A 25,371-nucleotide genomic window follows, 5' to 3' on the forward strand; every position below is an offset into this window, starting at 1 on the left:
GGTCGGCCCGGTCCGGCTCAGTCCGCGGCGTCCATGAGGCCGGTCACGTAGGCGTCGAGGCGCTGCTCCACCGCGTGCACCGTCAGGTCCTCCCGGCCGGCCTCCCGCCACGCCCTGACCACCCAGGTCGCCGCCTCGGAGAAGGCGAGCGCGTCCAGCAGGCGCCAGTACCGCCGCTCCCCCGCGGTGGCGGCCAGCACCCCGCCGGCCCGCTCGTACTCCCGGGCGAACCGCCCGGCCCACGCGGGTCCGTGCAGCATCGCGAGGTTGCTGGAGCAATGCGCGACGTCGAGGTCCGCCGGGCCCCAGGAGGTCTGCACCCAGTCGACGACCCCGGTGATCCGCGGCTCGCGCGCGCCCTCGGGGCCAGGCTCGAACAGCACGTTGCAGGGGTGGAAGTCCCGGTGCAGGTACCGCCCTTCGTACGCCGGGGCGGGCGCGCGGATCACCTCGACCGCCGCGGACCACGCGGCCGCGTCCGCGCCGGGTGGTGGGACGACCTCCTCGGCGGTGGTCCACGGCTGGTAGCCGGCGGGGCGTGCGGCGGGGCGCAGCCGGTGGATCGCCACCAGCTGGCGGGCCAGCGGCACGACGCGCTCCTCGATCCCGTCGTCGGCGAGGAGGGTCCGGCCCGGCAGGTGGGTCATGAGCAGCGAGGGGTACTCGCAGTGCGCGGCGTGCGCGTCGACGGCGACCGGCCGCGGCGCCGGGACGCCGGTCCCGGTGAGCACTGCGAGCGCGGCGGCCTCACCGGCCAAGAGCCGCTCGGCGTCCGCGACGAACTCCGGATGGGTGAAGGTCCGCAGCACCAGCCGGCGGGACCCGCCGTCCGGCCCGGCGACGGTCAGCCAGCGCATCTCCGCGGTGAGCCCGCCGTACAACACCCCCGTGTCGACGACGTGTTCACCCGGGTCCAGGTGCCGGCCCACCCACTCCAGGGCCCGTGGCCGGAGGCAGCCGTCGTCCTTGCGGTCGGTCATCGGGCCACCCCACCATCGTTCCCGGTACCCGCGCAACGGACTTTGCGCGCACGCGGGTTGGGGCGGGTCCGGGACGAGGAGACGCGAGCGAGGCGACGGGGCCCGGGTGACCTGCTGCTCCACGACACCTCGTGGACCCCGAGCCGGCACCCGCCGTGATCGCCGCCCACTCTCACAGCTCCTCGGACTTCCACGTCGCCGTCGAGCCGTGCGACGCTGACGCCCGGGCCGAGGCTCTGCCTCCCGACACCCGAGTGCGGCTGTGCGCGCACCGGGTCAGGACCGCCCATGACGAAGGACACACAAGAGAAACAGGGGGCTCAGGAAGATGAAGATACGTCGAAGTGCTGCCTCGTTGGCCGTCGCCGTGACCGCGTTGGCCGGCATCGCTCTCACACCGGGCACCGCCAGTGCCAGTACCGGCGGCGGTTGCGGGACGACCGGGTCTCTCAAGTCCTGTATCAGCGCGAGCGGAAAGAACGTGGCGCCGGACTTCTACATCATCGCACCCACCCCGGGGTGCACGAGCGTGGAGTTCTACGTCTACGACGAGACGTCCGGTGCCACCAAGTTCGACCAGGACTACCCCTGCATTCTCGGTCACATAGCCCCCATCGTCTTCGCGGGAACGAACGGGCACCGCTACGGCTCCACGGCCCGCGAGCTCAACGGCTCCAACTACTACGCCTTCAGCCCGATTCTGACGTTCTCGGGCTGACCCGCGCAGACGGCGCCCGACGTGCTGCCCGGCCCGGCCCGATGACCGGGCCGGGCACTTCCCGCGGCGACGCACCGTACCGACGCGACAGCCGGTCCCTACCCTGGGGGCATGCGCGACGACACCCCTGACGAGACACGCCGTGCCCTGCTGAGCCGGACCTTCGACGAGGACGCGGAGCTGTACGACCGGGCCAGGCCCGGGTATCCGCCGGAGCTGTTCGACGACCTGCGCGCGCTGGCGGGTACCGGCCCGGGCTGCCGGGTGCTGGAACTGGGCGCGGGCACCGGGAAGGCGACGGTGCCGCTCGCCGAGCAGGGCTGCCGGATCACCGCGATCGAGCCGGGCCCGGGCATGGCCGCGGTCGCGCGGCGCAACCTGGCCGGGTTCGGCGCGGTCGAGGTGGAGACGACGGACTTCGAGAGCTGGCCGCTGCCGCGGGAGCCCTTCGACGCGGTGGTCTCGGCGACGGCGTTCCACTGGATCGACCCGGCGGTGCGCATGGCCAAGGCGGCCGACGCGCTGCGGCCGGGCGGCGCTCTCGCGGTGGTCGCGACCCTGCATGTGGCCGGCGGCACCGAGGAGTTCTTCGCCGAGGCGCAGCGCTGCTACGAGCGTTTCGACCCGGCCACGCCCGCCGGGCTGCGGCTTCCCTCCGTCGAGGAGCTCGACACCCGCGGCCATGAGGAGGAGTCCGCCCGCAGCGGCCGGTTCGGCCCGGTGGCCTTCCGGCGCCATGAGTGGGAGCTGGCGTACACGGCGGCGGAGTACCTGGAGGTGCTGCGCACCTATTCCAGCCACCGGGCGCTGCCGCCGCGGGCCCGGGAGGGGCTGCTGGAGTGCATCGGCGCGCTGATCGAACGGCGCTACGCGGGCCGGGTCACCAAGCGGTACCTCACCGAACTGCGGGTGGCGCGGGCGCGGTGAGAGCCGCGCGGCCGGCGCCGCCGGCACCGGTCCCGACGGGCCTCCGCCACCCCGCGTGGCGGCTTCTGGCCAGACGGTGGCCGGTGAAGCTAAGGTGATCCGCGCTCGTTCACCGCCGGATCGCTATGGGGGCCTTACTGTATGCATGACTCACCTGAGGTCTCTGGTGCCGTTCTGCCCGGATATCCCGAGCCGTTATGGATCCAGGCGGTGAACGTGATCCGCGGCGAGATCGACCGGGGTGTGCTGCAGCCCGGTGGCCGGTTGCCGCCGGAGCGGGAGTTGTGCCGGCAGCTGGGCATCAGCCGGGTGACGCTGCGCAAGGCGCTGGGCAGCCTGGTCGAGGCCGGCGTGCTCAACCCTTCGCACGGGCGCGGCTGGTACGTCGCGCAGAGCGTGCAGAAGAAGGAGTGGCCGAACAGCCTGGAGTCCTTCAGCGAAACGGCCAGCCGGATGGGCCTGAAGCCGCATTCGAAGGTGCTGCGGGCGGAGACGACCCCGGCGAGCATCGACGAGGCCGAGCAGTTGGGCATCGCTCCGGGGACGCCGCTGTTCCGGTTGGAGCGGGTGCGGTTCCTGGAGGGCGTGCCGATAGCGCTGGACCTGACCCGGCTGCGGCAGGCGCTGGTGCCGGACATCGAGCAGGTCGACTTCCAGGAGCGCTCGCTGTACTCGACCCTGTCGGCGGCCGGGGTGGAGCCGGTGCGCGCGGACAGCACCATCGAGGCGACGAAGGCGGACGAGTGGGCGGCCGAGCACCTGGACCTGGCGCCCGGTGACCCGGTGCTGGTGATGCGGCAACTCGCGCTCAGCGCGCAGCAGGAGCCGCTGTTCGTCTCGACGATCCGGTACGCGGGCGACCGCTACCGGTTGCGGACGTCGTTCGCACGGTCGTAGCGGCGGGCCGGCCGGGCGCGAGGTCACCGTCCTCGCGCCTGGCCGGCCCGGCCCCCGGCCCCCGGCCCCCGGCCCCCGGCGGAACCGTCAGAACACGACGACGCCCTTGACGAAGTCCGGGCCGGCCTCCTCCATCAGGCGGAACGCCTCGTCGACGTCGTCGAGACCGAACCGGTGGGTGACCAGCGGTGCGTAGCTGAAGCGCCGCTCCGCGATCAGGTCGAGCGTCTCGCGCATCGCGGCGATCAGCCGGGTGCGGTCCGGGCAGAAGCCGTTGACGACGGTGACCGCCTTGTACCAGAGGTCCATGTCCATCATGGCGTCGCCGGTGTGGTGGTAGCCGACCACGCACAGCGTGCCGAACGGCCGGACCATGCTGCCGGCCGTCTTCAGCCCACCGGTGACGCCGGTGGCCTCCAGCACGATGTCCGGGCGGGCGTCGGTGGCACGGCTGCTCCCGGTGCGGTACTCCTCCGGCAACTCGTCGGGGGCGAAGGCGAGGTCGGCGCCGAGGGCGAGGGCGCGGCGGCGGCGCGCGGGGTCGGGGTCGACGCCGATGAGCAGCCCGGGCGCGTGCCGCCGGGCGAGCTGGACCAGTCCCAGTCCCATGAAGCCGAGTCCCACCACGGCCACGCGCGCGCCCGGCGCGATGCCGGTGCGCGACAGCGCCTCCTCCAGGTCGGCGACGGGTTCGCCGATGGCGAGCGCGGGGTCGATGCCCGGCGGGACCGGGAGTATCGCCTGGGCGTCCATCACCGCGTGGGTGGCGAGCCCGTCGCCCCCCAGGCCGGTCACCACGTCGCCGGGCCGCCACCGGGTCGCGTCCCCTCCGGTGGCGACGACCCGGCCCACCATCTCGTGGCCGAGCCGGACCGGCGGTCCTGCCGGGTCGTGGGTGAGCCAGGGGCCGATGTCGGAGGTGCACACCCCGCAGGCCAGCACCTCCACCAGCACCTGGTCGTCGTGGGGCACCGGGTCGTCGGCAGTGACGACTTCGGAGGTGCGCGCGCCGACGAGTTGACTGAACCTCATGCGAGTCTCCTGTCTGGGTGGTGCGGGTCAGTGTAGCCATCTGGTTCTAAGTGGTAAGCCCTGGTTCTCGATGGGCGTGGCTGAATAGCTCGTCCGTATTGCCCGTCTTTGTGGCGTGATTTCCGCATCGCTGGTCGAATTTCCGCCGCGCTACCTCCCGTTCGACCTCTAGACAGGATCGCCCTTCGTATTAAGATGTCGCCAAGTGGTATGCGTTTGGCACACCATCAGGCCGACCGGGAGAGGGGAGTGCGTCATGGGCGACCGGATACGGACGACCGGGACGGACCTCACGGCGGTCGTCATCGGAGCGGGCTCGCAGGGCCGGGTGCACGCGCTCGGCCACCGCGCCGCTCCGGGGGTGCGGCTGACCGGTCTCGCGGACGTGGACACGGCGGCGGCGCGACGGCTGGCCGAGGAGTTCGACGTGCGGGAGGTCCACCACGACTTCCGCGAACTGCTCGCGGCGACCCGGCCGGACATCGTCAGCGTCTGCACGCCGCCGGCCCTCCACCTGGACGTGGTGCGGGCGGCCGTCGCAGCGGGCGCCCGGGCGGTCCACTGCGAGAAGCCGATCGCGCTCAGCTACGGCGACGCGGTGGAGATGACCACCTGCGCCGCCGACGCCGGGGTGCAGCTCACCTTCAACCTCCAGCGCCGCTTCGATCCGGTGCAGCGGCAGGCCCGGGAGTGGATCGCGCAGGGCGAGATCGGTGAGGTGGTGACCGTCGAGGGCTACTGCCCGAACCTGTTCGACTGGGGCACCCACATCCTCGACCTCGTCCTCTTCCACCGGCAGGACGCCGCGCCGGAATGGGTGCTGGGCCAGATCGACGTCTCGGTGAACCGCTACGTCTACGGCGTGTTCACCGAGACCGCCTCGCTCACCCAGATCGGCTGGGCGGACGGGGTGCGCGCGGTCGTCTCCACCGGGCGCGCACCGCACACCTCCGTGCTCAACCTGGAGAACGACCTCGGACTGATCGTCCAGGGCACCCGGGGACGGGCCGACATCCGGGGCGCCCGCGCCCTGGTACGGCGCTTCGGCAGGGACGACCTGGTCCGGGAGTCGCCGTTCGCCACCGACTCCCGCACCTGGGACCACGCGGTGGACCCCGCGATCGTCGCCGGCACCGCGGACGCGATCACCGACCTGGTCGAGTCCCTGCGCACCGGCCGGCCACCGGCACTGCACGCGCGGCACGCGCTGCGCGGCGCCGAACTGATCTTCGCCACATATGAGAGCAGCAGGTCCCGGCGGCGGGTCCCGCTGCCACTGGACCGGATGGACAACGCCCTGACCAGCGGGCGCGCAGAGGGCTTCTGGAGCCCTACCGGTGAATTGCGCTCCACCTACTGAATCGAGCCTCCGCATGCAGATATCCAGGCCCCGCCATGCCTCGGCGCCTTGCACCGGCCGCGCCGCCGGCCGAGTCGCCGGGCGGCCGACCGCTCGGGCCGCCGGTCCCACCGCCCTCGCCGTGATCAGCGGCGACGACGTGTACGAGGACCTGTTCACCGCGGCGTCCGCGCTGCAGAGCGCGCTGACCGAGGAGGGCTTCGCCACCCGGAGCGGTCTGGGCACCGCCCCGCTGGACGCCGCCGCCGACGCGGACGTGATCGTCCTGTACACCGCGCTGGGCCGGTTCACCGCCGGCCAGCGCGAGGCGCTGGCCCGGGCGGTGCACGGCGGCTGCGGCCTGGTCGCGCTGCACTCCACGACGGTGCTGGCCTCGCCGCCGGAGCAACTGGACGAGGGCGACCGGCTGCTGGCCGAGCTGATCGGCAGCCGCTACCTCTCGCACGGACCGCTGCCGCACGAGAGCCGGTTCGAGGTGCGGCTCGACCCGGACCACGAACTGACCGCCGGCATCGAGCCGTTCGAGGTGACCCACGAGCACTACCGGCTGGCGACCTCGCCGGACGTGCGGGTGCTCGCCTGGCGGGAGACCGACACCGGCACCGAGCCGCTGGTCCACACCCGGCGGCACGGCGCGGGCCGGGTCTGCTACCTCCAACTCGGCCACGACATGCGGATCTGGGGCGAGCCCGGGATGCGCCGGCTCGTGCGGCGGGCCGCCCGCTGGGCGTGTCGTCCCGACCGGCCCGACCAGAGCGGGGAATGACCGGTGCGCACACTCCTGCGGAAGATCGCCTTCTACCTGCTCACCGCGTGGGCCGCGATCAGCCTCAACTTCCTGATCCCGCGGATCATGCCGGGCAATCCGGCCGACAACCTGATCAACCAGTTCCACGGCAAGCTCAGCCCGTCCGCGGTGCACGCCCTGCGGGTGCTGTTCGGCCAGTCGAACCAGAACCTCTGGCAGCAGTACGTCAGTTACTGGCACAGCGTCTTCACCGGCAACTTCGGCATCTCCTACGCCTACTACCCGTCGAAGGTCAGCACGGTGCTCGGCCAGAGCATGTACTGGACGCTGATCCTGGTCACCATCTGCACCGTGCTCGGCTTCATCATCGGCACCGTGCTGGGCATGCTGGCCGGCTGGAAGCGGGGCAGCTGGCTCGACTCGCTGGTGCCGATCACCACGTTCCTGTCGTCGATCCCGTACTTCTGGTTCGCGATCATCATGGTCTACCTGTTCGCGATCACCTTCAAATGGTTCCCGCTGTCCGGTGGTTACGCCCTCGACCAGCACATCGGGCTGAACAGCGGCTTCATCGGCAGCGCGATCAACTACGCGGTGCTGCCCGCGGTGACCATCACCATCGCCTCGATCGGCGGCTGGCTGATCGGCATGCGCAACATGATGGTCACCACGCTCAGCGAGGACTACGTCCGGCTCGCCGAGGCGAAGGGGCTGTCCAAGCGCCGGGTGATGTACACCTACGCGGCGCGCAACGCGATGCTGCCCTCGCTGTCGGGCTTCGCGATGTCCCTGGGCTTCGTCATCGGCGGCTCCATCGTCACCGAGGTCGTCTTCAACTACCCGGGCATCGGATCGGTGCTCTTCAAGGCCGCGCAGGCGGCCGACTACCCGCTGATGTCGGCGATCTTCCTGCTGATCACGGTGCTGGTACTCGTCGCCAACCTCATCGCCGACATCGCGTACGTCTTCCTCGACCCGAGGACAAGGGAGAGCTGATCATGGCCCTGCAACCCGCTGCCCTGGCCGAGGCCGACGCCACCGCCGAGTCCTCCGGGGGCCCCAACCACCTCTGGCTGCGCCTGCTGCGCTCGCCGCTGACCCTCAGCGGTCTGGTGATCGTGCTGATCTTCGTGGTGCTGGCCGTCATCGCGCCCTGGGTCTCGCCCTACGACCCGTCCGCGGTCAGCGACAGCACGCTGGTCGGGCCGTCCGCCTCGCACTGGCTGGGCACCACCCAGAACGGCCAGGACATCCTGTCGCAGATGCTCTACGGAGCCCGCGCCTCGATGTTCGTCGGCATCGGCGCCGCGGTGCTGACCACGCTCCTCTCGGTCCTGGTCGGCGTCACCGCCGGATACATCGGCGGGATCGGCGACGAGCTGCTGTCGCTGCTGGCCAACGTGTTCCTGGTGCTGCCGAGCCTGCCGCTGACCATCATCCTGGCCGCGTACCTGCCGCACAGCGGGTCGCTCGGCATCATCCTGGTCATCACGGTGACCGGCTGGGCGTGGGGCGCCCGGGTGCTGCGCGCGCAGACCCTGTCGCTGCGCAAGCGGGACTTCGTCGAGGCGGCCCGCGCCACCGGCGAGCGCACCTGGCGGATCATCCTCAAGGACATCCTGCCCAACCAGGTGGCGGTGATCGCCGCCTCCTTCCTCGGCACGGTGACCGGCGCGATCCTCACCCAGGCGAGCCTGGCGTTCCTCGGCCTGGCCGACGTCACCCAGTGGTCCTGGGGGACGATCCTGTACTGGGCGCAGACCGGCAGCGCGCTGCTGACCGGTGCCTGGTGGTGGTTCGTGCCCGCGGGGCTGGCGATCGCGGTGCTCGGCACCGCGCTGTCCCTGGTCAACTTCGGCATCGACGAGTTCATCAACCCCCGGCTGCGGCAGGCCGGGATCGGCACCAAGAAGGCCCAGCGCGGCCAGGTGTCGGCGAAGCGGGTCCGGCGGGTCAAGCGGCGCGGGCCGGCCGTCCGGCGGCCGGCCGCGGCACCCTTCACCCAGGACAGCACCGACGTCGTCCTGGACGTGCGCAACCTGCGGGTGGAGTACGTCGGCGAGGGCGGGCGTACGCCCGCGGTCAGCGACGTGTCGTTCACCCTGCGGCGCGGGGAGGTGCTCGGCATCGCCGGCGAGTCCGGCTCCGGCAAGTCCACCCTCGCCTACGCCATCACCCGGCTGCACAAGCCGCCGGCCGAGATCTCGCAGGGCGAGATCCACTACACCAAGCCGGACGGCAGCACCGTCGACGTGCTGGCCATGGACGACACCGAACTGCGCGAGTTCCGCTGGGAGGAGCTGTCCATCGTCTTCCAGTCGGCGATGCACGCGCTCAACCCGGTGCTGCGGATCGGCGCCCAGATCGAGGACGTCATCGTCGCCCACCGGCCGGGGATGAACGCGCCCGAGCGCGCCGCCCGGGTGATCGAGCTGCTCGGCATCGTCGGCATCCCGGCCGACCGGGCGAACTCCTACCCGCACGAGCTGTCCGGGGGCATGCGGCAGCGCGCGATGATCGCGGTCGGGCTCGCCCTGGACCCCGAGATCATCGTGATGGACGAGCCGACCACCGCGCTCGACGTCGTCATCCAGCGGCAGATCATCGAGAAGATCATGGAGCTGAAGGACCGGCTCGGCTTCTCGGTCGTGTTCATCACCCACGACCTGTCGCTGCTGATCGAACTGTCCGACACCATCGCGGTGATGTACGGCGGCAAGGTCGTCGAGATGGCGGCGGCCGACGACTTCTACCGCCGGCCGCAGCACCCCTACAGCCGCGGGCTGCTTGCGTCCTTCCCCACCCTGGGCGGGCCCAAGCGGGAGCTGACCGGCATCGCCGGCTCCCCGCCCGACCTGCGCCGGCTGCCGTCCGGATGCGCCTTCCGGCCGCGCTGCCCGCACGCGTTCGACGCCTGCGCCGCGCAGGTGCCGCAGCTGTACCGGATCGGTGCGCCCGGCGGCGGCAGCTCGCTGGCGGCCTGCCTGCTGCACACGGACGCGAGCCCGGATCAGGCAGCCGACCCGGCGGCCGACCCCGCCTCCGACCCGAAGACGGACACCGCGGCCGCGGCGGGCGCCGGCGACCCGCACTCCGAGACCACCCCGAACGAGCTGGCGACAGGTGAGACACGATGAGCGGTGAGACGACGGCCCAGGTGGCCACCGGCGCCGGCGGCGCCGCGGCCGGCCGGCCGGTGCTCGAGGCGGTCCACGTGACCAAGCACTTCCCGGTGCGCGGCGGGCTGCCGCGGCGCGGCGCCACCCGCAAGGTCGTGCACGCCGTCGAGGACGTGAGCCTGAGCCTGTACGCGGGGCGGATCACCGCCCTGGTGGGCGAGTCCGGGTCCGGCAAGTCCACCCTGGCCCGGCTGCTCGCGCAGCTGTACCCGGTCACCGGCGGCGAGGTGCGACTGCACGGCCGGTCGGTCCGGGCGCTGCGCGGCAAGGCGTTCCGCGACCACGTGCGGCAGGTGCAGCTGATCCTCCAGGACCCCTTCGCCTCCTTCAACCCGGTCGCCACGATCGCCGGCACCCTCAGGCGCGCGGTCGCCCTGCACCATCCGGGCAAGCGCGGCAGGGAGCGGACCGCGGTCATCGACGACCTGCTGACCCAGATCAACCTGGTGCCGCCGCGGCAGTTCACCGCGAAGTACCCGCACGAACTGTCCGGCGGGCAGTTGCAGCGCATCTCGATCGCCCGCGCGCTCGCCGCCGACCCGGAGGTGTTCCTCGCCGACGAGCCGGTCTCCAGCCTGGACGTCTCCATCCGCCTGGGCATCCTCAACCTGCTGCGCCGCCTCACCGAGGAGCGCAACGCCGCGATGCTCTACGTCACCCACGACATCGCCTCCGCCCGGTACTTCGCCACCGACACCGCGGTGATGTACGCCGGGCAGGTGGTGGAGAGCGGGCCGTCGGAGGCGGTGACGCAGCAGGCCGCGCACCCGTACACGCAGTTGCTGATCGCGTCGGCGCCCGACCCGTCGCGGGCGAGCGCCGACCGGGTCAAGGACATCGGGCAGCCGCCCAGCCTCATCGACCCGCCGGCCGGCTGCCGGTTCCACCCGCGCTGCCCGTACGCCATGGAGCGGTGCAAGGTCGACACCCCCGCGTCGTTCGACATCTCCCCCGGCCACACCGCCCGTTGCTGGCTGTACGCCGACGACGAGGAGGCGCGTGCCCGGCGGGCCGAGAACGCCGAGGCCGTCGCGACCCTGACCGCTCCCGTCTCCCTCGACATCCCGGCGCCCCCGGACTCCCCGGTCACCCCGGACTCCCCCGTCGCCCCGGACACCTCCACCGACTGATCCCCCGGGCCGTCCCCGCCGGCCCGTTTCCCCCGCCCTTCCGCTGTCCCCACTCCCAAAGGAGCAGACGCACGTGACCACTTCGCAGTCGCCGATCGCGTCCGGCATGACCAGACGCGGCCTCCTCGCAAGCGCCGCCGCAGGCGCGGGAACCCTCGCCCTCTACGGTTGTACCGGCTCGACGGGCGGTTCGAGCTCCGCAAAGGGCACCCTGACCGTGGCCGCCCAGTCCGACAACCTCACCCAGGTCTTCAACCCGTTCCTGGAGAACACCGCCCAGGGACTGACCTACACCAGCCCCGGCTCGGGCGGCTTCATCTACGAGCCGCTGGTCCAGATCAACACCGTCGACATCGGCAACGACCTGCCCTGGCTGGCGAAGTCCTGGCGCTGGTCGGACGGCAACAAGACCCTGACGCTCGAGCTGCACACCGGTGTGAAGTGGACGGACGGCCAGCCGTTCTCCGCGGACGACGTGGTCTTCACCTACATGCTGCTGAAGCAGAACGCGGCGCTCAACCTGGGCGGCGTCAAGTTCAGCACGGTCACCGCGCCGAGCCCGTCGCAGATCGTCTTCACCTTCGACGTGCCCTCCGAGCAGTTCTTCACCGAGGTCGTGTCGGTCCCGATCGTCAGCAAGCACATCTGGTCGACGGTCAAGAACCCGGTCACGTACACCGACAAGAACCCGGTCGGCACCGGCCCGTACAAGCTGTCCACCTTCTCCGCCCAGAGCTTCACCCTGGTGCGCAACGAGGACTACTGGCAGCCGAAGGCGGAGATCACCTCGCTGCGGTTCGTGGCGTACAAGGACAACGAGAGCATGACCAACGCGCTGGTCCAGGGGCTCGCGGACTGGGGCGGCACGTACATCGCCAACGCCGACAAGACCTACCTGAGCCGGAGCAAGCACAACAACTACTGGGCGCCGCTGGCCGGGACCGACGGGATCATCCCCAACCTGGAGCGCTGGCCGCTGAGCGACATCGCGGTGCGCCGGGCGATCAGCCTCGGCGTGAAGCGCAAGCAGGTCGGCGCGGCGACCGGCTCGCCGCCCGCCACCAGCGTGACCGGCCTGCCGATGCCCGCGTACACCTCGTCGATCGCCCCGCAGTACAAGGGCGTCGGCTTCGAGGAGGATCCGGCGAAGGCCGAGAAGACGCTGACCGACGCCGGGTACGCCAAGGGCAGCGACGGTTACTACCACAAGGGCGGCAAGCGGGTCGAGTTCTCGATCAGCTTCCCGTCGGCGTACACCGACATCGCCTCCCGGGTGCAGGTGCTGGTCTCCCAGCTCAAGGACATCGGGATCAAGCTCACCATCGACACGACCACGGTGAACGACATCAACGTGATCACCTCGAAGGGCGAGTTCGACTCCACGATGGGCTACCCGGTGAACTCCGCGCCGCGGGCGTTCTCCTACTACTACGACACCATCAACCCGAACCTGTACTTCCCGATCGGCAAGGCGACGCCGACCTACCAGAACATCGAGCGGTTCCAGAACGCCGAGGCCAAGCAGCTCTTCGACGAGTACCCGAAGGCCACGACGGACGCGCAGCGGCAGCAGATCCTGGACGGGATCGAGAAGATCTTCGTCGAGAACCTGCCCTGGATCCCGATGTTCTACTGGGGCAGCTACGGCAACTGGAGCACCGCGAAGGCGACCGGCTTCCCCACGCCGCAGAACCCCTACTTCAGCCCGGTGCCCAATCCGGTGGTCGCCCTGCGGCTGAAGCCGGTCTGAGCCGCCCCGCACCGCACGCCTTCCTGAGGCCGGGTGCCGCCGCGCAGCCGGCGGCCCCGGACCAGTCCCCTGCCGTACCCCCCGCGAGGAGAGCCATGTCCCACCTCCCGACGCCGAGAGCCATGGTCGTCGTGAACGGCGACGACATCCACCACGACCTGCTGAGCGCCGCCGGAGTGTTCCAGCAGCTCGGTGTCGAGGCCGGGTTCGCCACCCGCAAGGCCATGGGCACCAGCCGCTTCGTCGATCCGCGGCCCGAGACCGCCGAGTCGGACGTGTACCTCTTCTACACCGCCGGCGGGCACTTCGCGACGGCCCAGCAGCAGGCGCTGGCCGACGCGGTACGGGCCGGCAAGGGGCTGGTCGGGGTGCACGGCGCGAACATCATGGGCTGGCAGGGCGACGGTCCGGACCCGGCCGACCGCCCGCTGTTCGAGCTGCTCGGCAACCGCTACCTCTCGCACGGCCCCGGCCACCACGAGGGCCGGCACACGATCGAGATCGTCGCCGACCACCCGGTCACCCGGGGGGTGGAGGACTTCGACCTCTTCGACGAGTACTACGAGTTCGAGCTCGCGGACGAGGACGTCACGGTGCTGGCGCAGCGGCACCGCGCGGACGGCGTGGTCATCCCGGTGCTGTACGCCCGCGAGGTCGGGGCGGGCCGGGTGGTCTACCTGGCGCTCGGCCACGACATGCGCTCCTGGGGCGAGCCGCCCGTGCGCGCGCTGGTCCGCCAGGCGCTGCTGTGGGCGTCCGGCCGTGACTGAGACGACGAGCGCCGGCCTTCCGGGGCCGGCCGGAGGAGGAGACATGGCAGCCGGTATCGGCGTCATGATGTACACCGTGCTCGACCAGGCACGGGCCGATCTGGAGGGCACCCTGGCCCGGCTGGCCGGCATGGGCTACCTGGGCATCGAGACCTACGGCCTGGTGGAGCACTTCGGGCCGGCCCGGGTCAGGGACGCCATCGCCGCTGCCGGGCTCACCCTGACCAGCGCGCACACGCCCTTCCCTGCCGGCTCGCGGGCGGAGGAACTGCTCGACGCCAATGAGGAGTTGGGCGCCGAGGTGCTGGTGTGGAGCATGGAGCGCGAGGAGTTCGACTCGCCGGACGCGATCCGGCGCGGCGTCGAGCGGGTGAACGAGGCGGCCGAGCGCGCGGCGGGCCGCGGCATGCGGATCGCCTACCACAACCACTTCGCCGAGTTCTCGCAGGAGTTCGCCGGCAAGCGGGCGTACGACCTGCTGCTGGAGCTGCTGGACGAGCGGGTGCTGGTCGAACTCGACGCGTACTGGACGGTGATGGGCGGCGCCGACCCGGCCGACGTACTGGCCGGTCTCGGCGAGCGCGCGCGCTTCGTGCACGTCAAGGACGGTCCGGCGGTCAGCTACGAGGACGACGTGATGGTGCCGATCGGGGAGGGCGGGATCGACTGGGCCCGCACCCTGAGCGCCCCGTCCGGCCTGCGGTGGCACATCGTCGAGCTGGAGCGGCTGCACGTCGACACGTTCGAGGCGCTGCGGCGCTCCTACGACCACCTGGTCGGCCGCGGGCTGTCCCGCGGCGCGTTCGTCCCGGCGCCGACCGAGGAGCGGGCATGAGGGTGCTGTTCCTCGGCGGTGCCGGGATGATCGGCTCCGCGGCGGCGGCGCAGGCCGCCGCCGCGGGTGCCGACGTGACGATCGTGACCCGCTCCGAGCCCGCGCGTGCGGTCGCCGAGGGCGTGCGGCAGTTGCGGGCGGACGTCCGCGACGCCGCGGCGCTCGGCGCGGTGCTGGGCGACGAGGAGTTCGACGCGGTCGTCAACTGGGTCGGCTTCACGCCCGACGACGTGCGCGAGCACCCGCGGCTGTTCACCGGCCGGACCGGGCAGTACGTCTTCATCAGTACCTGCTCGGTCTTCGGCCGGCCGGTGCCGCACCTGCCGATCACCGAGTCCAGCCCGCGCCGCCAGCCGGTCTTCGGCTACGCGCGGGACAAGATCGCCTGCGAGCTGCTGCTGGAGGACGCCTACCGCACCTCCGCCTTCCCGCTGACGATCGTGCGCCCCTTCCACACCTACGACCGCACGGTGATCCCGGTGCTCGCCGGGTGGACCGCGATCGAGCGGATGCGGGCCGGCCGGCCGGTGGTGGTGCACGGCGACGGCACGTCGCTGTGGTCCCTGACCCACGCCGAGGACTTCGCGCGGGCCTTCGGGGGGCTGCTCGGCCTGGACCACGCGGTCGGCGAGAGCGTCAACGTGGTCAGCGGCGACATCCTCACCTGGGACCAGATCCACCTGACCCTGGCCGGTGCGGCCGGGGTGCGCGCCCCGCTGCTGCGGCACCGCTCCAGCGAGTCGATCGCCGTGCAGGTGCCCGGCTGGGGCGAGGTGCTGGAGCACGACTTCCGGCACTCGATGCTCTTCGACACCTCCAAACTGCGGTCGCTGGTACCGGACTTCGCGCCGCGGGTGTCCTTCGCGCAGGGCGCCCGGGAGGTGCTGGCGCACTACGACGCCCACCCGGAACTGCGGTCGGTGGACCAGGAGCTGTCCCGGGCCTTCGACGCGCTGCTGGAGGGCTGATGGGAGACGCGGATCATGAGTGGTATTTAGTGGTCTATATTTAGTGGACCATCAAATACCATGAGTAGACCAACTGGCTAACGTGAGAGTCCGGAGCGGGCAGCGCCCGCGGCCGGCCACCGCAGGACGAGGGAAGAGGAACGTGTGATCGGCGTCGGTCTCATAGGTTCGGGATTCATCGGCGACACATACGCGGACGCGCTCCAGGACGTACGGAACGCGACGCTGGTCGCCACCTGCTCGCGCGACCTCGCGCGCGCCACCGCGCTCGCCGCCAAGTGGGCCCCGGACGCACGCAGTTACGACGACATGGCGGCGCTGTGCGCCGACCCGGCCGTCGACCTGGTGGTCGTCGCGGTCCCCAACGAGGCGCATCTGGAGGCGGTCCGGGTGGTCGCCGCGGCCGGCAAGGGCGTGGTGTGCACCAAGCCGCTGGCCCGCAGCGGCGCCGAGGCCGCGCAGATCCTGGACGTCGTCCGGGAGGCCGGCATCTGGCACGGCTACGCGGAGAGTTCGGTCTTCTCGCCGAACATCGCCAAGGCGCACGACATGGTCGCCGCCGGCGCCATCGGCGACCTGCTCACCATGCGGGCACGCGAGGCCCACTCCGGGCCGCACGCCCCGCACTTCTGGGACGCCGAGACCGCCGGCGGCGGCGCGCTGCTCGACATGGGCTGCCACACCGTGGAGTCCGCCCGGCACTTCTTCGGCAAGGACAACCCGATCACTGAGGTCTTCGCGTGGGGCGCGACGCTCGCGCACGCCGACCGGACCACGGGCGAGGACAGCGCCATCGCGCTGCTGAAGTTCGCCGGCGGCCAGCTCGCCACCGTCGAGTCGTCCTGGATCGAGAAGGGCGGCATGCAGCTGCGGCACGAACTCGTCGGCAGCGCCGGCCGCCTGGTCACCGACACCTCCTCGACACCGGTGTGGGGCTTCATCGAGCGCCCGGCCGGCTACCTGGTGGAGAAGGCCGACGCCGACACGGGCTGGGTGTACCCGGTGCCCGAAGAGGCCCGCGCCTACGGGTTCAGCCAGCAGATGCGGCACTTCGTCGACTGCTTCGCCCGCGGCGCCACGCCCCGCGAGACCTTCGAGGACGGCGTGGTCGTCAACCGCGTACTGGACGCCTGCTACGCCTCGATGCGCTCCGGCACGTGGGAGAAGGTCCAGGCGGCGGCATGAGCACCGATCACATGAGTGCGCGACGGCCGGACCGGGCAGCGTCGCCGCCCGCGCTGACCGGCGCGTACCCCGAACCGCTGTGGCGGCAGGCGAAGTCCGCGCTGGAGGGCCGGATCGCCGTCGGCGAGGTCAAGCCCGGCTCCCGGCTGCCCCCCGAGCGCGAGCTGTGCCAGATGCTGGGCATCTCACGGGTCACGCTGCGCAAGGCGCTCACCGCCCTGGTCGAGGAGGGGGTGCTGCGCGCGGCGCAGGGCCGCGGCTGGTACGTCGCCGCCGCGGAGCGCAAGGAGTGGCCCAACACCCTGGAGTCGTTCTCCGAGACCGCCCACCGGATGGGTCTGGTGGCCACCTCCCGGGTGCTGCTCCGCGAGACCGGCCCGGCCAGCTTCGACGAGGCGGAGGCGTTCCAGATCGCCCCGGGCACCCCGCTGTACCGCCTGGAGCGGGTCCGCATGCTCGACGGGGTGCCGATCGCGGTCGACCACTCGCTGGTGCCCGCCGACGTCGCCATCGGCTTCGACGAGGTCGACTTCACCGTCCGCTCCCTCTACGACACGATCGCCGGCCTGGGCTTCGAGCTCGCGCAGGCCGACACGACCATCGAGGCGCGCCCCGCCGACGCGGCGCTCGCCGGCCACCTCGCCATCGCGGCGGGCACCCCGGTCCTCGACATGCGGCAGATCGTCCGCGACCGCGCGCAGCGCCCCCTGCTGTCCTCGTCCATCCGCTACGCCGGCGACCGCTACCGCCTGCGCACCTCCTTCATGCGGAACGCAGGGCTGTGACCCGGCGTCCCCCGAACCCCCTTCGCAGAAGCGGAGCCCCCGTGACCACAGCAACGCAACCTCCCGCCCACGGCGACGCGCACGGCGGCGCGCACCGGAGCGCCACCGGCCCCGCCGACGCCGCCGCCTACGGCGCGCCGGCCCTGGCCCGCGCCCTCGCCTCGCCACGCCCCGACGAGATCACGGCGTGCACGGCCCTCCTGCGGCGGGAGGGCCTGCTCGGCCCCGACACCCACGTCTCCTACTTCGGCCTGGCCGAGCAGGACAAGCGGGAACTGCTGGCCGGCGCGGTCGCGCCGCGCCGTTTCCGCGCCCTGCTGGTCGACCTGCGCACCGGGGTGTCGCACGACGCCGTCGCCTGCCCCGGCGAGGACCGGATCGTCTCCGCCCGCGTGCTGGATCCCGCCACCGACGGCCATGTCCCGGTGGTGCTCGCCGAGTTCGCCCTGGTCGAGGAGATCGTGCACCGTGACGAGCGCTGGCTCGCGGCGATGCGCCGGCGCGGCCTGACCGACATCGACCGGCTGCGCGTCAACCCGCTGTCGGCCGGGGTGCCCGGCGAGGGCGAGGACGGCCGCCGCCTCCAGCGCTGCTTCACCTTCCTGCAGAAGACGCCGGACGACCTCGGCTGGGCGCACCCGGTCGACGGGGTCACCGTCGTGGTCGACGTGGTCACCCGGGAGGTCCTGGAGGTCACCGACCACGCGCAGTTCGCGGTGCCCGAGGAGGACGGCAACTTCCACGACCCGCGCTGGGTCGGCCGGCCGGACCGGGCCGGACTGAAGCCGATCGAGATCACCCAGCCCGAGGGCCCGAGCTTCACCGTCGACGAGGACGGCGTCCTCAACTGGCTCGGCTGGTCCCTGCAGATCGGCTTCGACCAGCGCGAGGGGCTGGTGCTGCGCAATATCGCCATCGACGACGCCGGACGGCGGCGCCCGGTGGTCTACCGCGCCTCCCTGGCCGAGATGGTGGTCCCCTACGGCGACCCCGGACCGCAGCGCTGGTTTCAGAACTTCTTCGACTGCGGCGAGTACCTGCTCGGCGGCTTCGCCAACTCCCTGGAGCTGGGCTGCGACTGCGTCGGCGACATCACCTACCTCGACGCGGTGCTCGCCGACGCCGAGGGCGGCGTCCGGGTCGTCCCGCAGGCCATCTGCATCCACGAGGAGGACACCGGCATCCTGTGGAAGCACTCCGACAACTGGAACGGGGTCTCGCAGTCGCGCCGCAACCGGCGGCTGGTGATCTCCTTCTTCGTCACCGTCGGCAACTACGACTACGGCTTCTACTGGTACTTCTCGCTCGACGGGAGCATCGAGCTGGAGGTCAAGGCGACCGGCGTCGTCTTCACCTCCGCCTACCCCGGGCCCGGCTACGCCTTCGCCTCCGAACTCGCCCCGGGGCTCGGCGCCCCGTACCACCAGCACCTCTTCAGCGCCCGGCTCGACATGGCGGTCGACGGCACCGTCAACGCGGTGGACGAGGTGGAGTCCCGGGCGGTGCCGCGCGGGCCGGACAACCCGGCCGGCAACGGCTTCACCCAGTCCGTCACCCGGCTGCGCACCGAGTCCGGCGCCCAGCGGCTGGCCGACAACTCCCGCAACCGGTCCTGGCTGGTCAGCAACCCCTCGGTCGCCAACCGGCTCGGCAACCCCGTGGCCTACCAGCTCCACCCCGAGGGCCGGCCGGTCCTGCTGGCCGACCCCGGCTCCGACATCCACCGCCGGGCCACCTACGCCACCCGGCACCTGTGGGTGACCCCGTACGCGCCGGACGAGAACTACCCGGCCGGCGACCTGGTCAACATGCACAAGGGCGGCGCCGGGCTGCCCGCGTGGACCGCCGCCGACCGCTCTGTCGACGACACCGACATCGTGCTGTGGCACACCTTCGGGCTCACGCACTTCCCGCGGCCCGAGGACTGGCCGGTGATGCCGGTCGACTCGGCCGGTTTCGCGCTGAAGCCGTACGGCTTCTTCGACCGCAACCCGACCCTCGACATCCCCGCGTCGGACGCGGACCACTGCCACCCCGGCGGGCACCACCCCGGGCACGACCAGGCCGACCCGCACGACCCGCAGCACCACGGACACCACCACGACCAGGGAAAGGCCGGCGCATGACGACCGCACCACCGCTGGGGATCCAGCTCTACAGCGTGCGTGACGACATCGGACCCGCGGACCTCGACCGCACGCTCGCACGGCTGGCGGGCCTCGGCTTCTCCCACGCGGAACCGTACGACATCCTCAGCGACACCGACGGGCTCGGCGCCGCCCTGCGCGACGCGGGGTTGCTGGCCGCCACCGCCCACGCCTCCGTGCTGCGGCACGACGTGGCCGACGTGCTGGACGCCGCGCAGGCCCTCGGCATCGGGTGCGTGATCACGCCGTACGTCGACCCGGGCAGCATCGCCGACCGGGCCGGGGTGGAACGCCTCGCCGCGACCCTCAACGACGCCGCCGCGGCCGCCGCCGCACGCGGCATCCGGATCGGCTACCACAACCACGACTTCGAGTTCGCGCAGCTCGTCGACGGCGTCCCCGCCTACGACCTGCTCGCCGAACTCCTCGATCCCGCGGTCGCCTTGGAGGTCGACGTCTACTGGGCGGGGGTCGGCGGCGCCGACGTCTTCGAGCTGCTGCCCCGCCTGGGCGACCGGGTGCGGCACCTGCACGTCGTCCACGAGCGGGAGCCGGGCAACGACCGGCCGGTCCGGGGTGTGGACACCGCCGGGCGGATGGACGAGGTGCTGGCGCTGGCCGCGCCGAGCCTGGAGCTGCCGGTCGTCGAGGTCGTCGCGCACCACAGCGACGTGTGGCCGCTGGTCGAACGCAACGCCGCGTACTTCCTGGCCGGAGCGGGCCGATGAGCGAGCTCAAGAGCGGGCCGGTCCGGGTCGCGGTCGTCGGCGCCGGCGACATCTCCGACCAGTACCTGAAGGCTTTCACCGGCTATCCCGACCTCGCCGTCGCCGCCGTCGCCGACCTGGTGCCGGACCGGGCCCGCGCGCAGGCCGAGGCGTACGGCGTCCCGGCCTGGGGCAGCACCGAGGAGGTGCTGCGGCGCGACGACGTCGACCTGGTGGTGAACCTCACCGTCCCCGCCGCGCACGCCGAGGTCGCACTCGCCGCCATCGCGGCCGGCAAGCACGTGTGGGGCGAGAAGCCGCTGGCGCTGGACCGGGTGAGCGCCCGCGCGGTGCTGGACGCGGCGGACGCCGCCGGCGTCGTGGTCGGCAACGCCCCGGACACGGTGCTCGGTCCCGGCGTGCAGACCTCCCACCGGCTGCTGGCCGAGGGCGCGATCGGCGTGCCGCGGACGGTCCTCACCCTCATGCAGGGGCCGGGGCCGGACCTGTGGCACCCGCGGCCGCAGTTCCTCTTCGCCAAGGGCGCCGGGCCGCTCTTCGACATCGGCCCCTACTACCTGACCGCGCTGGTGCAGTTGCTGGGCCCGATCGTCTCGGTCAGCGCGAGCGGGCAGATCCCGCGCGCCGAACGCGTCGTCATGGAGGGGCCGGACGCCGGCACCGCGTTCCCGGTGGAGGTGCCCACCCACCTCAGCGTGGTGACGACGTTCGCCTCCGGGACGGTCGGCACCTCGGTGTACAGCTTCGACTCCCCGCTGCGCCGCCAGCTGTTCGAGATCACCGGCTCCGAGGGCGTGATGGAGGTGCCGGTCAGCGGGTTCGACGGCGACACCCGGCTGCTGACCGGGACCGCGCGCGACACGCCCTGGACCACCGTGCCGGCCGTCGGCGTCCCGAGCGGGCGGGGGGTCGGGGTCCTCGAACTCGCCCGCGCCCTGCGGGCCGGACAACGGCCGCGCGCCAGCGGCGAACTGGCCTACCACGTGCTGGACGTCATGCTCGCGGTCGAGGAGTCCGCCGAGCTCGGCACGCCGGTCCGGGTGGCGAGCAGCGCGCCCGAGGTGCCCCCGATCCCACCGCAGTGGGACCCGACCGCACGGACCTACGACGGAACGGAGCAGACATGAGCGAGGGTTACCTCACCTACCGCGCGGCCCGCGAGACCCAGGCGGAGGAGCTGGAGGCCGCGATATCCCGGCTGGCACCGGCGGTGGCCTCGCTCGGCGCGGCCGGCCTGCTGGCCGGTCCCGGGCCGGTGTTCGTCGGCATCGGCGCCAGCCTGGCCGCCGCGTGCGCCCCGGTGTGGTCGCTGCGCAGCCGCGGCGTGCACTCCTGGCGGCTGGGCGCGGGCGACCACCCGCTGCCCTACCCCGCCAGCAGCCACCCGGTGTTCGCGGTGTCCCAGAGCGGGCGCAGCGCGGAGACGCTGGCGGTGCTCCGGTCCGTCGACCCGTCGCTGCGGTACGCCGTGGTCAACATGACCCCGTCGCCGATCGCGGACGTCGCCACCGGCGTGCTGGACATCGGCAGCATCCCCGACAGCTACGCCTCCACCATCGGCTACACCGCCACCGTCGCCGCGCTCGGCATGCTCGCCGACGCGTGGGACGGCGGCGCTCCCGACGAGGGCTGGGCCCGGCTCGGCGCGCTGTTCGCCGCGACGGAGAAGGACCTGCGCGAGCAGGTGCGGGCGCTGGCCCCGCTGTTCGCGACGGCCACCTCCGCGGACTTCGTCGGCACCGGGCCCGCGGTGGGGTCGGCCGAAGCCTCCGCCCTGCTCTTCCGCGAGGTGGTCCGGATCCCCTCGACCGGGATGAGCACCCGCCAGTACCTGCACGGCGCCATGGAGTCGGCCGGCGGCGGGGTGCACGTCGTCTTCGGCGACGAGCGCGAGCACACGGTGGCCGACACCCTGGCGGCCGCCGGGCACCCGGTGGTGCTCGTCACCGCCGAACCGGTCGCGGAGCGGCCCCGGTTGCACCCGGTCCGGGTGCCGCGGCTGCCCGCCGCGCAGCGCGCCGTCATGGAGATCCTGGTCGCGCAGATCCTGGTGGAGGCGGTCGCGGAGGTCCGCGAGGTGCAGATCGAGGAGTTCGTGTTCCACAACGCCGACATCAAGGTGACCGAGGGGCCCGCGGTATGAGGGTCCTCGTCGGCGCCGACATCGGCGGCACCAAGCTCGCGATCCGGGTGGCGGCACCGGACGGCGCGGTCCGCGCCGACGTCGAGGTCCCCTCCACCGGCTGGGACGCCGCTCCGGTCGAGCGCGCCGCGCGCTGGCTGCTGGACCGGGTCGGGGCCGCGCTGCCCGCGGGCGACGAGATCGCCGCCCTCGGAGTCGGCGCGCAGGGCTGCGACACCCAGGAGCACTGCGCCCGCCTGGCCGCGGCGATCGAGGCGCTGGCGGTGCCCGCCACGGTCGTCAACGACGGCGCGCTGCTGGTCCCGGCCGCGGGCCTGGACGTCGGGATCGGTGTCATCGCCGGTACCGGCTCGATCGCGGTCGGCGCCGACGCGGACGGCGGCGTGCTGTTCGCCGGCGGCTGGGGCTGGGTGCTCGGCGACGAGGGCAGTGCCCCGGCGCTCGTCCGCGAGGCGGCGAAGGCGGCGCTGGCCGGCCACGACGCGGGGCGCGCGGACGACGGCCTGCTGTCCGAACTGCTCGCCCACTACGGGGTGTCCGACGCCCCGGGGCTCGCCCGCGCGGTCAACGACTCCCCTACGCCCGAGACATGGGGTCCGGCCGCGCCGGCGGTCTTCCGGGCCGCCGCCACGGGTTCCGCGTCCGCGCACGCCGTGGTGGACGACGCCGCGCTGCGGCTGACCGCCCTGGTGACGAGCCTGCGGGCGCGCGGCGCGGTCGGCGGCACCGTCGTGGCCGCGGGCGGCGTCGTCCTCGGCCAGCCCCTGCTGGCCGACCGGCTGCGGGCCCGGCTGGGCGAGGCGCACCCCGATCTGACGCTGCGCCTGCTGGAGGTACCGCCGGTGGCGGGCGCGGTGGCCCTGGCCGGGGTCCGGCACCGCGCGACCGGCGCGGACACGGCGGACACGGCGGACACAGCGGACACAGCACCCTGAGGCCCGTACCGCGGCACGACGTGTGACGACGACCCGGCGGGCCCGCCCCGGAGCGGCCCGCACGCGCTTCTCCCCTTGACCGGGAGCCCTCCCGAATGGAGTCGAGCATGGCAGAGCACCACCACCCCTGGACGGGGTCCCTCTACGTCGACGGCCGGTTCCGGCCGCCCGCGGCGGGAGGTTCCCTCCCGGTCCACGACAAGTCCTCCGGCGAGCTGCTGGGGGTCGCCGGCGACGCCGGGCCCGAGGACGTCGACGCGGCCGTGGCCTCCTCGGTCGCCGCCCAGCAGGCGTGGGCCGCGCTTCCCTACAGCGAGCGTGCCGCGGTCCTGCGCCGGGCCGCGGCGGCCCTCGAAGCCGCCGATGGGCTCCGCGAGTTGATCATGCGGGAGACCGGCAGCATCGCGGGCAAGGCCGACTACGAGATCGCCTCGGCGGCCGGCGAGCTGTTCGAGGCGGCGGCGCTCGCCTCGCGACCGGTCGGCGAGGTGCTGCGCACCGGCCACCCGGGCCGCTTCTCGGTGGCCGAGCGCGTCCCGGTCGGCCTGGTCGCGGCGATCACGCCGTGGAACTTCCCGCTGGTGCTGGGGATGCGGGTGATCGCGCCCGCCCTCGCGCTCGGCAACGCCCTCCTGCTCAAGCCCTCGCCGGAGACGCCGCTGTCCGGCGGTCTGGCGCTGTGCGAGCTCTTCGAGCAGGCCGGCGTGCCGGCCGGCGTCTTCCAGGTGCTCCCCGGCGGCGAGGCGGTCGGCCGCCGGCTGGTCGAGCACCCGGACGTGGCGATGGTCCACTTCACCGGCTCGACGACCGTCGGGCGCGAGATCGCCGGAACCGCGGGGTCGCTGCTGAAGAAGACGTCCCTCGAACTCGGCGGCAACAACGCCCTGCTGGTCCTGGACGACGCGGACGTCGACCAGGCCGCCATGATCGGCGCGTGGTCGAGCTTCCACTACCAGGGCCAGACCTGCATCAGCGCCGGCCGGCACATCGTCGACCGCGCGGTCGCCGACGCGTACCTGGACAACCTCACCGCCCGCGCGGCGGCCGTGACCGTGGGCGACCCGCTGCGGGACGGCACCGGCCTGGGCCCGATCATCAACGACGTGCAACTGGCGCGCGCCCGGCGGCTGCTGGACGACGCGGTCGCGGGAGGGGCCCGGATCCTGACCGGCGGGACGAACGAGGGCAGGTTCTTCCGCCCCACCGTCGTCGTGGACGTCGACCCGGCCGCCGCGCTGTGGACCGAGGAGATCTTCGCGCCCATCGCGCCCGTCGCGGTCGTGGACGGCACCGAGCAGGCCGTCGCGCTCGCCAACGACACGGGTTACGGGCTGGTCTCCTCCGTCGTCGGCTCCGACGTGCACCGCGCCACCGAGGTCGCCCGCCGCCTGAACTGCGGCATGGTCCACGTCAACGACGCGACACCGCAGGACGAGCCGCTTGCCCCGTTCGGCGGGATCGGCCAGTCCGGTCTGGGCGGCCGGGCCGGCGGCGACTCCAACCTCGAGGAGTTCACCGAGCGGCGCTGGCGGACCGTCACCGGCGACCCGGTGCACTACCCGTACTAGCCGAACCGGCCACGCGATGCACCAACTCGCCGCCGTGGCAGGGCTCCTGGGGGCGGCGGCGTGCCTGGCGGAGCGGCTCGCCGGGCCGGTCCGCCACTGCGGCCCGCCCGCGGTGGCCCTGGCGGTCATGGCGCTGATGGCCAGCGGGGCGGGCGGCACGGCACTGGTGGCGGGGGCCTGCGCCGTCGCCGGTGCCTGCGTGTGGACCGCGCTCGCCGCCGCGTGCCCCGGCGCGCGGGCCCCGGCGGTGGTGGACCTCGCCACGATGGCACTGATGACCGCGGCGGCCGCGCGGGCGGGCCGGCACGGGCCCGCCGGGGCTCACCCGCCCGGGATGCGGATGGACGCCGCCGCGGGCGCGTACGACACGAGGTTCTTCCTGTTCCTCGTGGCGTGCTGGGCGCTGGCCAGGGCCGGCGTGCGCCTCACCGCACTGGTGGGGCCCGCCGGCACCGGCCGGCCGCTCTCCCCCGGCCCGCGCGCGTCGACCGGCGGCCGCGCGGTCCTGCGGGAGCTGGGCAGCGCGGCGATGGTCGTCGCGATGGCGGCGATGCTCGCCTGACGGCGCGGGACGTACTTTGACAGC

At 72.8% G+C, this 25,371-nt stretch carries 23 protein-coding genes and 1 pseudogene; 22 read left to right on the plus strand and 2 right to left on the minus strand.

Annotated elements, in window-relative coordinates:
* Positions 1-17 precede the first annotated feature (17 nt).
* Complete coding sequence (locus tag C4U44_RS35025; protein WP_103890123.1) at positions 18-980, minus strand: aminoglycoside phosphotransferase family protein; 963 nt, start codon at positions 978-980, stop codon at positions 18-20.
* Positions 981-1,308: 328 nt separating this feature from the next.
* Here C4U44_RS35025 and C4U44_RS41310 point away from each other — a divergent pair, with 328 nt between their 5' ends.
* The 3 genes from C4U44_RS41310 to C4U44_RS35040 all read left to right on the plus strand — a co-directional run bounded on the left by C4U44_RS41310 (position 1,309) and on the right by C4U44_RS35040 (position 3,522).
* Positions 1,309-1,698 carry a hypothetical protein gene (locus tag C4U44_RS41310; protein WP_146088418.1) on the plus strand — a complete coding sequence of 130 codons (390 nt, stop codon included), beginning with the start codon at positions 1,309-1,311 and terminating at the stop codon, positions 1,696-1,698.
* A 111-nt stretch (positions 1,699-1,809) separates the two neighbouring features.
* Positions 1,810-2,625 (plus strand): class I SAM-dependent methyltransferase, encoded by an 816-nt coding sequence (locus C4U44_RS35035; RefSeq protein WP_103890125.1) that lies wholly within the window; start codon positions 1,810-1,812, stop codon positions 2,623-2,625.
* A gap of 210 nt (positions 2,626-2,835) precedes the next feature.
* Positions 2,836-3,522 carry a GntR family transcriptional regulator gene (locus C4U44_RS35040; protein ID WP_200823512.1) on the plus strand — a complete coding sequence of 229 codons (687 nt, stop codon included), beginning with the start codon at positions 2,836-2,838 and terminating at the stop codon, positions 3,520-3,522.
* A gap of 87 nt (positions 3,523-3,609) precedes the next feature.
* Here the strand turns inward: C4U44_RS35040 and C4U44_RS35045 are convergent, their stop codons facing one another.
* A complete protein-coding gene (locus tag C4U44_RS35045) occupies positions 3,610-4,554 on the minus strand; it encodes a zinc-dependent alcohol dehydrogenase (RefSeq protein WP_103890127.1) in 945 nt (314 codons plus the stop codon).
* A 256-nt stretch (positions 4,555-4,810) separates the two neighbouring features.
* Between C4U44_RS35045 and C4U44_RS35050 the strand changes: the two genes are divergently transcribed.
* From C4U44_RS35050 to C4U44_RS35135, 19 genes and pseudogenes are all read left to right on the plus strand, one after another.
* Positions 4,811-5,914, plus strand: a complete 1,104-nt coding sequence (locus tag C4U44_RS35050) for a Gfo/Idh/MocA family protein (protein WP_103890128.1) — start codon at positions 4,811-4,813, stop codon at positions 5,912-5,914.
* A 121-nt stretch (positions 5,915-6,035) separates the two neighbouring features.
* Positions 6,036-6,680 carry a ThuA domain-containing protein gene (locus C4U44_RS35055; RefSeq protein WP_160145172.1) on the plus strand — a complete coding sequence of 215 codons (645 nt, stop codon included), beginning with the start codon at positions 6,036-6,038 and terminating at the stop codon, positions 6,678-6,680.
* A gap of 3 nt (positions 6,681-6,683) precedes the next feature.
* Positions 6,684-7,658 (plus strand): ABC transporter permease, encoded by a 975-nt coding sequence (locus C4U44_RS35060; RefSeq protein WP_103890130.1) that lies wholly within the window; start codon positions 6,684-6,686, stop codon positions 7,656-7,658.
* A 2-nt stretch (positions 7,659-7,660) separates the two neighbouring features.
* Positions 7,661-8,491: pseudogene (locus tag C4U44_RS42985) on the plus strand (ABC transporter permease); the annotation flags it as partial.
* 195 nt (positions 8,492-8,686) lie between these two features.
* Positions 8,687-9,799 carry an ABC transporter ATP-binding protein gene (locus tag C4U44_RS42990; protein ID WP_407642934.1) on the plus strand — a complete coding sequence of 371 codons (1,113 nt, stop codon included), beginning with the start codon at positions 8,687-8,689 and terminating at the stop codon, positions 9,797-9,799.
* The gene (locus C4U44_RS35070; protein WP_103890132.1) at positions 9,796-10,971 is read left to right on the plus strand and encodes an ABC transporter ATP-binding protein; all 1,176 of its coding nucleotides are present in this window, start codon (positions 9,796-9,798) and stop codon (positions 10,969-10,971) included. The genes C4U44_RS42990 and C4U44_RS35070 overlap by 4 nt, the downstream gene beginning before the upstream one ends.
* Before the next feature lie 73 nt (positions 10,972-11,044).
* Positions 11,045-12,721 (plus strand): ABC transporter substrate-binding protein, encoded by a 1,677-nt coding sequence (locus tag C4U44_RS35075; protein WP_200823513.1) that lies wholly within the window; start codon positions 11,045-11,047, stop codon positions 12,719-12,721.
* 95 nt (positions 12,722-12,816) lie between these two features.
* Entirely contained in the window at positions 12,817-13,491 is a 675-nt protein-coding gene (locus tag C4U44_RS35080) for a ThuA domain-containing protein (RefSeq protein ID WP_103890133.1), read from the plus strand.
* Between the two features lie 43 nt (positions 13,492-13,534).
* Positions 13,535-14,326: a sugar phosphate isomerase/epimerase family protein gene (locus C4U44_RS35085; protein WP_200823514.1), complete on the plus strand. Its 792-nt coding sequence runs from the start codon at positions 13,535-13,537 to the stop codon at positions 14,324-14,326.
* Entirely contained in the window at positions 14,323-15,294 is a 972-nt protein-coding gene (locus tag C4U44_RS35090; RefSeq protein WP_103890134.1) for an NAD-dependent epimerase/dehydratase family protein, read from the plus strand. Before C4U44_RS35085 ends, C4U44_RS35090 begins: the two co-directional genes overlap by 4 nt.
* A 144-nt stretch (positions 15,295-15,438) precedes the next feature.
* Positions 15,439-16,479 carry a Gfo/Idh/MocA family protein gene (locus C4U44_RS35095; RefSeq protein ID WP_103890135.1) on the plus strand — a complete coding sequence of 347 codons (1,041 nt, stop codon included), beginning with the start codon at positions 15,439-15,441 and terminating at the stop codon, positions 16,477-16,479.
* Complete coding sequence (locus tag C4U44_RS35100; protein ID WP_235032590.1) at positions 16,476-17,264, plus strand: GntR family transcriptional regulator; 789 nt, start codon at positions 16,476-16,478, stop codon at positions 17,262-17,264. Before C4U44_RS35095 ends, C4U44_RS35100 begins: the two co-directional genes overlap by 4 nt.
* A 41-nt stretch (positions 17,265-17,305) precedes the next feature.
* Positions 17,306-19,390, plus strand: coding sequence for a primary-amine oxidase (locus C4U44_RS35105; protein ID WP_235032591.1), 2,085 nt, complete (start codon positions 17,306-17,308; stop codon positions 19,388-19,390).
* Positions 19,387-20,139 (plus strand): sugar phosphate isomerase/epimerase family protein, encoded by a 753-nt coding sequence (locus C4U44_RS35110; RefSeq protein WP_103890137.1) that lies wholly within the window; start codon positions 19,387-19,389, stop codon positions 20,137-20,139. The genes C4U44_RS35105 and C4U44_RS35110 overlap by 4 nt, the downstream gene beginning before the upstream one ends.
* Positions 20,136-21,266: a Gfo/Idh/MocA family protein gene (locus C4U44_RS35115; RefSeq protein WP_103890138.1), complete on the plus strand. Its 1,131-nt coding sequence runs from the start codon at positions 20,136-20,138 to the stop codon at positions 21,264-21,266. Before C4U44_RS35110 ends, C4U44_RS35115 begins: the two co-directional genes overlap by 4 nt.
* Entirely contained in the window at positions 21,263-22,282 is a 1,020-nt protein-coding gene (locus C4U44_RS35120; RefSeq protein WP_103890139.1) for an SIS domain-containing protein, read from the plus strand. Before C4U44_RS35115 ends, C4U44_RS35120 begins: the two co-directional genes overlap by 4 nt.
* Entirely contained in the window at positions 22,279-23,217 is a 939-nt protein-coding gene (locus C4U44_RS35125) for a BadF/BadG/BcrA/BcrD ATPase family protein (protein WP_103890140.1), read from the plus strand. The genes C4U44_RS35120 and C4U44_RS35125 overlap by 4 nt, the downstream gene beginning before the upstream one ends.
* Before the next feature lie 107 nt (positions 23,218-23,324).
* On the plus strand, positions 23,325-24,785 hold the full coding sequence (locus tag C4U44_RS35130) for an aldehyde dehydrogenase family protein (RefSeq protein ID WP_103890141.1): 1,461 nt from the start codon (positions 23,325-23,327) through the stop codon (positions 24,783-24,785).
* A gap of 34 nt (positions 24,786-24,819) precedes the next feature.
* Positions 24,820-25,347, plus strand: a complete 528-nt coding sequence (locus tag C4U44_RS35135) for a hypothetical protein (RefSeq protein ID WP_146088419.1) — start codon at positions 24,820-24,822, stop codon at positions 25,345-25,347.
* The last annotated feature ends 24 nt before the right edge of the window (positions 25,348-25,371 follow it).

Source organism: Actinacidiphila yanglinensis, from assembly GCF_900107965.1.
In the GTDB taxonomy this organism is placed as follows: domain Bacteria; phylum Actinomycetota; class Actinomycetes; order Streptomycetales; family Streptomycetaceae; genus Actinacidiphila; species Actinacidiphila yanglinensis.

Bases quoted from the DNA above. Each gene is read 5' to 3' on its own strand.
- C4U44_RS35025 (WP_103890123.1), bottom strand. From the start codon at position 980: ATGACCGACCGCAAGGACGACGGCTGCCTCCGGCCACGGGCCCTGGAG.
- C4U44_RS41310 (WP_146088418.1), top strand. From the start codon at position 1,309: ATGAAGATACGTCGAAGTGCTGCCTCGTTGGCCGTCGCCGTGACCGCG.
- C4U44_RS35035 (WP_103890125.1), top strand. From the start codon at position 1,810: ATGCGCGACGACACCCCTGACGAGACACGCCGTGCCCTGCTGAGCCGG.
- C4U44_RS35045 (WP_103890127.1), bottom strand. From the start codon at position 4,554: ATGAGGTTCAGTCAACTCGTCGGCGCGCGCACCTCCGAAGTCGTCACT.
- C4U44_RS35050 (WP_103890128.1), top strand. From the start codon at position 4,811: ATGGGCGACCGGATACGGACGACCGGGACGGACCTCACGGCGGTCGTC.
- C4U44_RS35070 (WP_103890132.1), top strand. From the start codon at position 9,796: ATGAGCGGTGAGACGACGGCCCAGGTGGCCACCGGCGCCGGCGGCGCC.
- C4U44_RS35080 (WP_103890133.1), top strand. From the start codon at position 12,817: ATGTCCCACCTCCCGACGCCGAGAGCCATGGTCGTCGTGAACGGCGAC.
- C4U44_RS35085 (WP_200823514.1), top strand. From the start codon at position 13,535: ATGGCAGCCGGTATCGGCGTCATGATGTACACCGTGCTCGACCAGGCA.
- C4U44_RS35090 (WP_103890134.1), top strand. From the start codon at position 14,323: ATGAGGGTGCTGTTCCTCGGCGGTGCCGGGATGATCGGCTCCGCGGCG.
- C4U44_RS35100 (WP_235032590.1), top strand. From the start codon at position 16,476: ATGAGCACCGATCACATGAGTGCGCGACGGCCGGACCGGGCAGCGTCG.
- C4U44_RS35110 (WP_103890137.1), top strand. From the start codon at position 19,387: ATGACGACCGCACCACCGCTGGGGATCCAGCTCTACAGCGTGCGTGAC.
- C4U44_RS35115 (WP_103890138.1), top strand. From the start codon at position 20,136: ATGAGCGAGCTCAAGAGCGGGCCGGTCCGGGTCGCGGTCGTCGGCGCC.
- C4U44_RS35120 (WP_103890139.1), top strand. From the start codon at position 21,263: ATGAGCGAGGGTTACCTCACCTACCGCGCGGCCCGCGAGACCCAGGCG.
- C4U44_RS35125 (WP_103890140.1), top strand. From the start codon at position 22,279: ATGAGGGTCCTCGTCGGCGCCGACATCGGCGGCACCAAGCTCGCGATC.
- C4U44_RS35130 (WP_103890141.1), top strand. From the start codon at position 23,325: ATGGCAGAGCACCACCACCCCTGGACGGGGTCCCTCTACGTCGACGGC.